The following is a 12,735-nucleotide window of genomic DNA, read 5'->3' as shown; positions in this document are numbered from 1 at the left end:
TCGTTGTTTAAATAAGCAAACGAGAGATGAAAGAAAATTATGACGATACATTTCTGGCCCGCTGGCTAAATAATGAACTCACTGATGAAGAGAGAAAAGCTTTTGAGTCAAGTGAGGAATTTAAAAAGTATCAAAAGATTATTGCTGCGACGGATAATATCGAGCAAGAACCTTTTGATGAGGAATCAGCTTTACGGAACATTAAATCCAGAACCAATAAATTTTCAGTTAAACCAAAGAACAGCCAGACATACTGGTGGTATGGTGCTGCTGCGGCTGTAGCGATATTTGTTTTTGCATTTTTATTCTTTTACCAGCCCACCACACTTGTTAAGACAGCTCATGGTGAAATGGATGAAGTAGCATTACCAGATGGATCTTTGGTAAGACTAAATGCCAATTCCAGTTTGGAATTTAATGAAAGCAAATGGAGTGAAAACCGGGTGGTACAACTGAATGGGGAAGCTTTTTTCGATGTAGAGAAGGGGGTGAAGTTTTCTGTTAATACCTCAGCAGGTCGGGTAACTGTTTTAGGAACAGAGTTTAACGTGACACAGTTAAATGGATATTTAAGAGTTGCCTGCTACGAGGGACGAGTATTAGTCGAATCAGGTAAAGAAAAAACCGAACTTTCCGAAGGGATGGTGGTGCAGGTCGTAAATGATAAAATCCAATATACAGAAACAGAGGAGTCATCACCGGCATGGACAACAAACAATAGTGAATTTAATAATACTCCTGTAAAATATGTCTTTATCACATTAGAGAACCAGTACGGAGTGAAAGTTGATTATAGTGACCTCAAACAAGAAATGACTTTTACCGGCCGGTTTCCAAATGATGATCTGAAAATAGCATTACAGATAATTTCGGGATCACTTGGCCTGGAATATAAACAAGACGGAGATAAAATAATTTTTAAATCGAATAAATGAGGGTAGTATTTACTTTATGTAGCCTTATTTTTTCTATTTGGTGCGTTTCGGGACAGTCAGAAACTAATGTGAAATCAGAAATCACGTTGGAAAAAATATTATCTGATCTCGAGCAGATACATCAGGTCCGATTTTCTTATATTGATACTGTTGTTGCCGGTAAAACTGTTGTCCCATTTGATTATGAATCAAATACCCTTCACGAAGTAGTTTTCAGGTTAGAGCGACTTTCATCTCTAAATTTTATCACCATAAATGAAAAAAACATTGTAGTCAGACCTTTTTCTGAGGATGACAAAGTAAACGTGTGTGGTTACTTAAAAGAGATGTCTGCAGAACCCATTATTAATGCAGTGCTTAAAATTACAGGAGATAAAATTGTTACCCAAAGTGATAAGAGAGGTTATTTCGAATTTACCAACGTTCCCTTTGGTAGTAATATATCGGTCGACCATTTGGGTTTTATTTCATTGGATATTCCTGTAAAAGAACTTTATAAAGATAAATGTCCTCATGTAAATTTGACTGAAAGACTTAATGAGTTGCCCGAGATTACGTTGAGTGATTTTTTGATCGGAGGGATGTCTAAAGTCAACAATGAAATCATTTTAAAGCCAGATGAGTTGGGCATATTACCCGGTTTAATTGAGCCGGATATATTAAAAAGTATTCAGCAACTTCCCGGTGTTAACGGACCCTTTGAAACAGCTTCAGGAGTATTCGTAAGGGGAACTTCCCCGGATATGAACCTGGTGAAGTGGAATGGTATCAAAACCTATAACCAAAGCCATTTTTTTGGAATGCTCTCTGCTTTTAATCCGTTTGTAACCGATGAAGTATTGTTTATTAAGAATGGAGTGAGTGCTGAATATGGCGATCGGATTTCGGGAGTGATTGATGTGAGATCAGATAATACAATTAACAATGATTTTAAAGGAAGTGCTGGTCTTAATATGATCTATGGAGATGTGTTTCTAAAAGTACCGATAATCAAGAATAAGTTGTCGGCTACAGTATCAGCACGCAGGTCATTTAATGATTTTCTGGAAACATTTACGTATGACAGTTATTCAGACCGTGTTTTTCAAAATACAAGAATCAATGAAGTACCTGCAACACCCGGCCAGACATCAGAAAATGATTTTTATTTTAATGATTTCACTACCGGGGTTAATTACCGGATAAATAATAGAAATAATATCAGTTTTAATTCCCTTTACACGAAGAATGATCTGGAATTTCGCTCGGGGGAACAGGATCTTAACTATACAGACAGGCTGAAAACTGAAAATGAAGGGTATAACTTAAAATGGATACATAATAGTCATAATTTCACTGTAGAAACCGAAGCATATTATTCAGGCTATCTGTTGAATTATCATTTTATGCGTTCACTGCCCTCGACGGAAGAAAATTCATTTAAAAACAACTCTGTCGATGACTTAGGTTTTAATGCTACTGTATCATTCGACTTGAATAAAAAAGGACGTGTAAAAACCGGATATCAGTTTTCTAATAACCAAGTACAATACGAGTTTAAAAATACCGGGCCGGGATATACACTTATCTTAGATCAGGCCGATGAAGTATTAAATACCCATTCACTATTCGGACAATATGATTTATCAGTAAATAAGTCTTCCATAAAAGCAGGATTAAGAATTAATCACTATTCCGAATTGAGAAAAACTTATTTTGAACCGCGTATTGCCCTGGAGCAAAATCTATCCAATAATTTTTATTTCAACGCAACTGCCGAATATCGCACTCAAACAGTGAGTCAGATCCGGGAGTCGGTTGTCAGTGATCTATCGCTCGAAAACCAGGTGTGGTCGATGGCTTCAAATGATGGTTTTCCGGTTATTGAATCTTATCAGTTTTCAACTGGCTTTGCTTATGATAACAATGGCTGGCTGGTGGATATCGAAGGATATTATCGTGAAATTGAAAACATTACCACGCTGACATTTGGCTTTTTGAATCCGGTAGATAATGAATTCAGGTTGGGTAACAGCAGTGTAAGGGGATCAGATGTGTTAATAAAAAAGCAAGTAGGAAATAATTTCAGGTCCTGGGCAAGTTATTCATATCTGTTTAGTGAAAATCAGTTCACAGGCCTGAATGATGATCAGCCTTTTCCGGGGAACTGGAATATCGAACATACTATAAAATGGACCGCTTATTATCAGATAAAATCACTGCAGTTATCATTGGGATGGACCTGGCATACCGGAAAAACATTTACCAGTGTTACAGTTGATGAAAGTGGTGCCGGGCCATTACTAATTAATTACGGGGAGTTAAATGGCAGCAACTTACCAATATATCATCGGTTGGATTTTTCAATGATGTATGAGTTTGGTGGTGGACAAAAATCGGATATCAGATATCGTGTTGGAGCATCTGTACTAAATCTTTATGACCGGGAAAACTTGTTAAATCGCGAATTCCGTACCACCCCGGGAATTGATAATTCCCTTATTGATAATCGCATTTATGGACTGGGAATTACACCAAATGTGACGTTCAGGGTGTTTTGGTAGATGGAAATAGCGAGCTGTTAAAAAAAAAAGTATAACCGCTAAGTCGCTAAGAAGACCTTTCCCGCCCTGGTTCGTGTCCTCACGCACCAGATGATATTGGGATTTGGTACGTGGAGACACGAACCAAGGCGGTATTCGGATATTTAAATTGGATGTCTTTTTCTAATTACTAAATAATCAATAGTTCAAATTAAGCCATTCATTTTTTCCATCCTGGTAAATCCTGTACTGACAAAGATATCGCATCAGTGACGAAGCTATACTTGTCATGAAAGGTGTTAGTATTTTCAATTCAGACATTTTTTTCATTCTCCACACTCCGCTCTCACTCTCTTCCCGACCTGGTTCGTGTCCTCACGAACCGGAATGTAAGGCGGATATTTACATCGGATAATTCAATACCCAAGAATTTTTTATGTCCAAGCAATGGTGATAAAACTTATCCGTTTATAATTTCCTTTTGATTCACTGCCAATTTAATTTTGATTCTTAGGATGTTAATTATCACTAATCTTTTAATATCTCATTTGAGAAAGTTGCCCTGGTTCGTGTCTCCACGAACCAGTTTAATATAACACTTATGAATAAAAGGAATTCAATAACGGACATTGGAAAGATATATTTTTGGACAGCCACAATAAATAAATGGCAAAGGCTTCTTGTTAATGATACCTATAAAGACATCATAATCGGATCATTAAAATACTTGAGTGACCTGGATAAAATTGATGTTTTTGCTTTTGTTATTATGCCTAACCATATTCACTTAATTTGGCGAAAAAATGATATTAATGGCAAAGAATCTGTCAATGGATCATTTTTAAAATTCACAGCACATCAGTTTAAGAAACAATTATTAAAGGAAGGGAATAATGAACTATTGAAATATAGGGTAAAGGCTAATAATAAATCGTATGAATTTTGGCAACGCGACCCATTAGCTATTGATATATACAGTCCTGAAGTGGCAAGTCAAAAATTAGACTATATCCATAATAATCCGTTAGCAGAGCAGTGGGATTTAGTTCAACATCCGGTTGATTATAAATATTCATCCGCAGGATTTTATGAAGAAGGGAGTAAGGAGTTTCAATTTATTAAAGATCTCCGAGACGAATTTTGACACAGATTTGACTGTTGAGGAACTGGTTCGTGGAGACACGAACCAAGGCGATATGAATGTATCAATTTTCACATCATCCGACTATTCTCCAATCACTAATAACCTAATCACTAAACAACCAATAACCCTACTCAACATCCCCACACTCCGCTCTCCGTTCTCACTCTCTTCCCGCGCCTGTTTGCCACAAAAGAAACTTACAGCTTCATTCCCCACACTCCGCTCTCACTCTCACTCTGTACTCGCCCTGGTTCGTGTCCTCACGCACCAGATGATTTGTTTCGTGGAGACACGAACCAAGGCGATATGTATGTAACAATTTTCACTTCATCAGACTATTCTCCAATCACTAATAACTTAATAACTCAATTACCCAATCTCCAATAACTAATTCCCGATCTATTCTCTTGAAAACCAGTGATTAAAAAATTAATTCTCTTTGATTTTTTCGGAGAATGCCGTATTCTTGCACCTACATTAGGAATTATTTTTTAGTCAACCAGTAACGTACGGTGATTTTTCAAGTTAATAAACGTTATTTTTTACTCGTTGCTGCTGTTTTTTTCTCTTGTTTATCAACTATCAAGGCTCAGAATATTGACCTTGAAAGCATCGGAAAAGAAAAGCCTCTAACAGTGAACGGAGGGATCTCAGTAAACCAGATCTTCTATAAAGGCTTTGGTATCGAAAACCGAAGAGACCCTTATAGTTATTTCTTATCAGGAAATTTAAACCTGACCATCTTTGGGATCAGTGCCCCGGTGAGCTTTGCTTATTCCAATCAGCAGGTATCCTTCAGACAACCATTTAACAGGTTAAGTATTAGCCCAAGATATAAATGGGCAACGGCTCATATCGGAGTTCAAAATCAAACTTTTTCCTCTTATACGCTCGCAGGTCATACCTTTAGCGGTGGAGGATTAGAATTAACACCCGGGAAATGGCAGATAAAAGCAGTTTACGGAAGGTTTTTGAAGGCCGCACAGCCGGATTCAACTCAGTCTTATCTTGAGCCGGCCTACCAGAGAATGGGCTACGGACTCCAGTCAAAATATAATGGAGAGAGACTTCAGGCAGGGTTCTCATTTTTTCATGCCAAAGACGATAGCACATCGATCAACCTGACTGATTCATTATACTCAGATATTACACCCGAAGAAAACCTTGCCATGAGTGTTGATCTGGCCTATTCAATAACTAAAAATCTTCGATTTAACATTGAATACGGAACCTCCATTCTGACCCGCAACATCGGAGCTACAAATAAATATTTTGGTAACAATGCCGGGATCAAAATAATGGATGCATTCTACAATGCGAATGCTTCAACAGCTGTATATGATGCAATCAATGGCGCATTAAACTATACCTTTGGAAAATACATTGTTGGATTGACCTACGAACGGGTTGACCCGGGATATGAATCTCATGGAGCTTATTTCTTTAACAATGACCTGGAAACAATCGCTGTGACAGCAGCCTCTTCTTTGTTTGAGGGGAAAGTAAATCTGAATATCAATGTGGGTACACAGCGTAATAACCTCGAAGGAGATGAAGCTTCAGCAACATCGAGGCTTTCAGGTGCTGTTGGTGTGGGGTATGCTCCATCAGAAAGACTAAACCTGCAATTCAACTATAGCAGCTATCAGACTTACACTAACATCAGGCCAATCTTTGATAACATCAATGCCCTGACTCCTTATGATAACCTGGATACGCTTAATTACCGCCAGATCAGTCAACAGGCAAACATGAATGTTGCCTATGTGTTGAGCACAGATAAAGAGCGACCAAAAAATATTAACCTGAATGTAAATTATCAGGGAACAGACGATGAACAGGGAGGCACAGAACAGAATACCGGCCTGACTTTCATCAACGCCAATGCAGTGTATTCCATGGGATGGACGCCATCAAGCACCCAGCTTTCGCTGAGTATGAATTACAACGTGAATAATTCTGCAGGACTTAACAACGGAACGTATGGCCCATCGGTATCGGTAGCAAAATCATTTTTAGATCGAAAACTGCGCACCTCCCTCGCGACATCTTACAATCGCACTTATGGAGTAGAGAGCAGCCGGTCGGAAGTGCTTACCGCCCGGGTGTCGGGAAATTATACCCTGGCCAAAAAACATAGATTTAACCTGAATGGAACCTATGCTTCACGAAATGCTCCGGAGCAGGAGTTTAGTGAACTGACGATTACCTTCGGGTACAATTATTCTTTTTAGACTGAAAAAATTATACGGTGAAAGTTAACCGGATATGAGACGATTATTTTTTATTCTTTCAACATTTCTTGTCACTGCGACAAGTGTACTTTTCGGACAGGTAAACTATCCTGTTCAGGTGAATATGCAGCTCACACCTCCATATTCACTCAACCTGGCTGATTATACACGACCTGAGGTAGATAAGCTTGCAGCTAATATCATGCTGAAAGATATCACCATTTCTGAACTGGAGGTGCGCTTCAGACTGACCATTAAGCGGAATAATGCAGTTATCCTCCAGACGAGAAGTGACTTCATGCCACCTCCGACAATGATTTACGGTGGTGAAAATAATCGATTGACCGGCTATGACTTGGCTCCTTATTTTGACTTGAATAACCTACAGGCTCAAAATATCAGTATAAATAACCTGGCTCGTACAGGTCAACTACCCGAAGGATTTTATGAGTTCCAACTCGAAGTACTTGAATATCGCAGAGGACTAAAGATCAGTAATACCGGTTCTTCGATGGCCTGGTTGATGCTCAATGATCCGCCATTTATCTCCCTGCCGGAAAAGGGAACCAAACTGGACCTTCAAAATCCACAGTACATCGTTTTTCAGTGGACACCAAGACATACCGGAAGCCCCAACTCAGCTTTCGTAACCGAATATGAATTTACACTTTTTGAAATCTGGCCGGATGACAGACCTGCAGAAGATGCAGTCAGAAGCCAGGCTCCTATCTATCGGGCAACGGTAAATACGACCAACCTGGTTTACGGGCCGGCAGAACCAATGCTCATCCCGGGTAAGAGTTATGCCTGGAGAGTACAGGCAAAAGCAAAAGATGGTATTAATACCCTCGACCTGTTTAAGAACAGCGGGTTTTCAGAAGCCGGGTATTTCACCTATGGTGATGCGTGTCCTCCACCAACCAGTATTAGTGATACACCAAGCAGGCAAGGGTTTTTAGCTCAGTGGACACCACAGGCCGGAAATACCGGCTTCGTGGTTCGATTGAGAGAAGCCAATAAGAAAGGTGCTGATTGGTATGAGTATGACAGTTTCATCGAAGAGTATAAGGCAAAAGGATTAAAAGATTCTACACTTTACGAATACGAAGTCAGAGCTGTTTGTGGCATAGCAGAAAGTGAATTCATCTATGGAGATACAGTGCTGACACAGCCAGCCCCACCGGTCAACTATTCCTGTGGTGCCGATTATGCTTTAGCAGACATTTCAAATAAAACTCCTTTGGAGCAACTACAGCCTGGTGAAATATTTACAGCCGGTGACTTTGATGTGAAGGTGAGTACCGTTTCAGGTGGAGGAGGAAAATTCACCGGTGATGGGTTTGTAGTAGTACCATTTATGGACAACCTGAAGATCGCTGTTGCATTTAGCCAGGCAGAGATTAATGAAGAGTATGTGCTGGTTGGTGGACAGGTAAATGTTACCGGGGCCAAAGTGCAGGCAGTTCCGGATTACATTCGTGATGAGATCAATTCAGTAATTGCATCAGTAGATAGTGCCTTTTCTTATGCAAACCAGGCACTGGATATAGCTGAAAATGCAATAGAATATGCAAACCAGGCCGATACCCTCGCTGTTGATGGGGTGATCGAAAGCATCGAGGTTAGCAACGGTCAGATCGTAGTGACCACCACCGATGGGCAAACCCATACACAAGATCAGAACAAAGACACGATCATAAAAGACAGTGATAATAACACCTACATTGTCAGGAAAAATTCCAACGTAGCACAAAAAGTTAACCCGAATGTGCTTACACCACCATCCGGAGTGACTGATCCAGCTGAAAGAGTGTTGTTTAGTAAGTCTGATGATCAGAGTTTCGGTTTCGATAAGAAGACCAACTACGGACCGGAAGAAAGTTATGAAAGATTAGAGTTGGCCGGTGATTACTGGGTGGACTGGAAATCTGCAGCGATCGGACAATCAGATGAAGCATTAGTAAATCTTCCAGGTAGTGATTACAAGTTATATACACTGACGGATACCCTTAACACCACCAATGGACCAAATGGCAACCGAAGAGTACAGGTCAGAGCTCCGGGACTTGCGGGACTGATCGAGCCGGTGTATGCGATAAAGGAAACTAACCTTGGAGACAGCACGGCAGTTCAGACAGCAGGAAAGCTTAATGTTATTGCCTATAACAACAAGACATTAAACCTGAATATCGTACCACTTCAGGAGGGTGGTGACATCAGCGATCTATCAGCAAGTGATGTAAAAAGAGAATTAGATAAGATTTACAAGCAGGCAGTAGTTCAATTTAATGTAGTCAAAAAACAACCATTTACGACTGTTGACTACGACAGTGATGGTGATGGTTTGCTTAAAAACTCAGGTTCTGGTCCGCTGGCGAGCTTTACCTCAGAGATGCGGGCAGTGATTAATGCGTATGAAGAGGCAGGTGAAGTAGCTGAAGGAGAATATTATTTATTCGTTATTCATCCTGGGAAAACAACAAATCCTTCCTTATCAGGGTACATGCCATTTAACAGGCATTTTGGATTCATCTTTTTAAATACCTCAAATGCACAGACATTTGCCAAGACTGCAGCCCACGAGTTAGGACACGGAGCCTTCAATTTATTTCACACCTTCAGCGAAGACGGATACAACGTAGCTCAGGGCACCACCAACAACCTGATGGACTACGCCTCAGGAGGCCAGCCAGGCACGCGACTGCTCAAAGATCAATGGGACAAGATTCATGATCCGGCACCAGTGTTGGGGGGACTTCAGGAGGATGAGGAGAGTGAGTTGCTTTTATTATTTGAGTTTGAATCACAAGTAGACGGAATGCCTGCTTTAGGAATTGGTTTAACACCATTAGGGCAAATTATTGATGAATTTCCTGATGATTTAAATTTTAAACCAGTCATAATAATTAAAAATACAGAAGAGTCTAAGTATTGTATTTATGGTATTCGTTATAATGGAATAAAATATACATGGAAGGCAAATGTGGAAGGGGCTTCTGGATATTTTAATGGAAATGAAGAGTTGCCAATATCACTATCCTATAGGAATTCTGGTAGAACAAAAGTTTATAATTATGATAATGGTTCTTGTTATGTTACGACTCATATAATTGACTGGAGTAACAATGTTGAAGATATTCAAATAACTATAGAAAGGAAAATTGAATATTTAAGTGGTTACCCAACCTTATTAAAAAATGCTGATGCAAGTTGTCTTTTCAATTATATTAGTGATCTAAACAATTCTGAAAAATGTCGAGATGTAGAGTTTTTGAGGGTTAAGAAAGATGAATTAATTGAAAATTTTGAAAATTCTGGTGATGTTTCAACAACAAAAATTTCATTGTCAATACTTTCGTCTTGCTTTGATTTATTGAAGCAAATTGATATTGACTTAAGACTAAAAGCATTTAAAAAGCTATCTGAGGATAGATTAATTGGTGAAGTAGAGGAAAATGCAATAATAGCTTTATTAAACAGCTTTGACACAAATCAATATAAAGAAGTAATTGATTTTATTGATGATAATAATCTAATATATAATTTATGTAATCAGTTACATGATAAATCAATTAATTTATTAGATGAAAATAACTATTCGAATTTTTTCAGTTGGTTAAACAATGTGTATCAATATAATTCAGAAGTTGTGATTGATCGATTTCAGGCAATTAACCTTCATGATTATAATGGTATCCTTCCTTTTGTTAGGTTAAAGGAAAAAACTATCAATACCCATATAAATGTAATTGAGTATGATGTAGTTTCAGAATGGACGGATATAAACGGTGACCCCAAAATAACAATTAAAAACTCTATAAAACAGGGTAGTTTAATTCCAACTATTGAGGTGGGTAGTTTTTATTTAACACCTGAAACTGGTATTTCTCCATTCACTCCAATTCTTGTAGACCCTAGTAATGCAGAATTTTATGTAAAAGAAGCTATAGATAATCTAGAACCGAATGGACAAGGTGTTATTATGCCGGCGGTTTTCTTGACCTATTATGATCAGATGAAATTAAATGAGGCTATTGAAGATGGAATAATTACAGCCCTCGATTTAATTACAATTTATGATGGAGCTCCACTTATAGTCGCAAATAACTTAAGGAAAGCTAGGAGATTATATAAAATATTTGAAGTAAGCATAGCATCTTCTAATCTTTTAATTACTACAACTAATATCGAAAATGAAAATCTGCAAAGTGCTGTTGATGGATTAGATATTCTTATAACAATTTTTGGTTCAAAAAACCTATTGAATGGTATTGATGAATATGTGACAGAACTAAAAAGAATAAATAGTCCTGTTATAGATGCTATTGAAAACAATACATCTATCCGGCAATCTCTTCAGGTTAAAATTCAGGAAATAGAAGAAAAGCTTCAATTAGCTAAAAATCAGAATGCAAATTCGATTAAAATAGATGAGGTTGAAAACAGCTTAAATAAGTTTAAAAAATTAATTGGAGAAGGGGCTGATGATTTATCAACTGTAAACCGAATTGAGAATCTTGTTAATAGCTTGAGTGATGATGCAATTAACCTTACCGATAATGTGGTTAATTATTCCAGAAATATAGAAAACTTATCTGGTCAGAATTACCTTGATATAATTGTACATGGAGAGGGAGCAGATTTCATTATTGATGGGCAAAGATACTCAAGTAGTGATTTAGGGCAGTTAATTCGTGATTTAGAAGGATCAGACAAACCATTAAGGTTGTTATCTTGTAGTGATTTAAATTCAGCACAAGAATTAGCTGTTGCACTCAATAGAGAAATAATTGCCAATGCAGGTATCACCCGGCTTTATTCAAATGGTGAAGTGCGAGCTTTGGCAAAAAATAGTACGGAGGAATTTATAGGCTGGAAAAAAATCAATAGTAATGGTGATGTCGTTGAGGATATCCCAGCTGGGACAAGTATTAATTCCGGAGATGACTTTATTCTTTTAGGAAAAAATGATAATAGCTGGTTTGATGAATTGCCGATAGCTCTTAAGTCTGAAATTGGGGATCCTGCAAGTGAATTGGGGCAATACATAAAAAATAATGGTCCCGATGGTTGGGAAATTGCCTCAAGGTTAGAATCTCATCGTAGGAATACTTCCATCCTTGATAAATTTAAAGAAATCTCCAGAAGAGGAAGGGGAATTAATAAACAGAAATTAAAATCTGCTATTGATAGTGATCTAGGAGATGTATTAAATAATGCCACCAATGAAGAATTAGTATCTATACTTAATCGAATTGATCAAGAGCATTTTACAAGTTCTCATTTAGGTGAAGTCAAATCAAGATTAGGAAATATTGAATATGGTATAAAACAAGACCTAATTAATAACCCTGATTGGTTCGACACTTTTGATGATGTATTACAAAACCCTGGTAGATATTGGGAAAGAATATCTCAAGGAGAGTTGGTAAATGGTTCTGCATTGCAATCATGGGCTCAAGGTAAGTGGTGGAAGGATTTACGAGAAACAGCTCAAACTTTTCAAAATACTGCTGGTTTGAGTAAAGTACGGGATGTTTTTGGAACTTCATTTGGTTCTCAAATCACGCTGAAAGTAACTAAAGGAAGCGAAACATTTGAAATTGTTGCAGACTATTTGGCGAAGAAGGATGGAATGTTTTACATCGTAGATACTAAATACACCACCCTTGACAATTTTGACTTGGCAAAGTCCTTCACTCCCAATCAATCAAAAGTGTTTGCATGGATGAAAAACGGAGATGATATTACTGTTGAAATTAGAGCAGTTGATTCTAGGCTTGAAGAATTAGATTTATTTCAAGGGGATTTACTTGATCCTAATAACCTGAAGATAGATATCTATAAGAGTGTACCAGGTATTAGTAGTCAAGTAGCTCCAATAATTAATTATAAGTGAT

The 12,735-nt window shown here is 38.0% G+C and carries 5 protein-coding genes; all 5 read left to right on the top strand.

Going from position 1 to position 12,735, the window contains the following annotated elements; genetic code table 11:
- The first annotated feature begins 26 nt into the window (after positions 1 to 26).
- The 5 genes from OO013_RS11020 to OO013_RS11000 all read left to right on the top strand — a co-directional run bounded on the left by OO013_RS11020 (position 27) and on the right by OO013_RS11000 (position 12,734).
- Positions 27 to 935 (top strand): FecR family protein, encoded by a 909-nt coding sequence (locus tag OO013_RS11020; RefSeq protein ID WP_266056864.1) that lies wholly within the window; start codon positions 27 to 29, stop codon positions 933 to 935.
- Complete coding sequence (locus tag OO013_RS11015) at positions 932 to 3,478, top strand: TonB-dependent receptor (protein WP_266056863.1); 2,547 nt, start codon at positions 932 to 934, stop codon at positions 3,476 to 3,478. Before OO013_RS11020 ends, OO013_RS11015 begins: the two co-directional genes overlap by 4 nt.
- Before the next feature lie 580 nt (positions 3,479 to 4,058).
- Entirely contained in the window at positions 4,059 to 4,601 is a 543-nt protein-coding gene (locus tag OO013_RS11010) for a transposase (RefSeq protein ID WP_266056862.1), read from the top strand.
- A gap of 512 nt (positions 4,602 to 5,113) precedes the next feature.
- Positions 5,114 to 6,835: a hypothetical protein gene (locus OO013_RS11005; protein ID WP_266056861.1), complete on the top strand. Its 1,722-nt coding sequence runs from the start codon at positions 5,114 to 5,116 to the stop codon at positions 6,833 to 6,835.
- A gap of 34 nt (positions 6,836 to 6,869) precedes the next feature.
- Positions 6,870 to 12,734, top strand: coding sequence for a fibronectin type III domain-containing protein (locus OO013_RS11000; protein WP_266056860.1), 5,865 nt, complete (start codon positions 6,870 to 6,872; stop codon positions 12,732 to 12,734).
- Position 12,735: the final 1 nt, after the last annotated feature.

It is taken from the genome of Mangrovivirga halotolerans, from assembly GCF_026241165.1.
GTDB classification, from domain to species: Bacteria; Bacteroidota; Bacteroidia; order Cytophagales; family Cyclobacteriaceae; genus Mangrovivirga; species Mangrovivirga halotolerans.
Note: the sequence above shows the minus strand (reverse complement) of the source record. Positions and strands in the feature narration are given on the sequence as shown.

Bases quoted from the DNA above. Each gene is read 5' to 3' on its own strand.
- OO013_RS11020 (WP_266056864.1), top strand. From the start codon at position 27: ATGAAAGAAAATTATGACGATACATTTCTGGCCCGCTGGCTAAATAAT.
- OO013_RS11015 (WP_266056863.1), top strand. From the start codon at position 932: ATGAGGGTAGTATTTACTTTATGTAGCCTTATTTTTTCTATTTGGTGC.
- OO013_RS11010 (WP_266056862.1), top strand. From the start codon at position 4,059: ATGAATAAAAGGAATTCAATAACGGACATTGGAAAGATATATTTTTGG.
- OO013_RS11000 (WP_266056860.1), top strand. From the start codon at position 6,870: ATGAGACGATTATTTTTTATTCTTTCAACATTTCTTGTCACTGCGACA.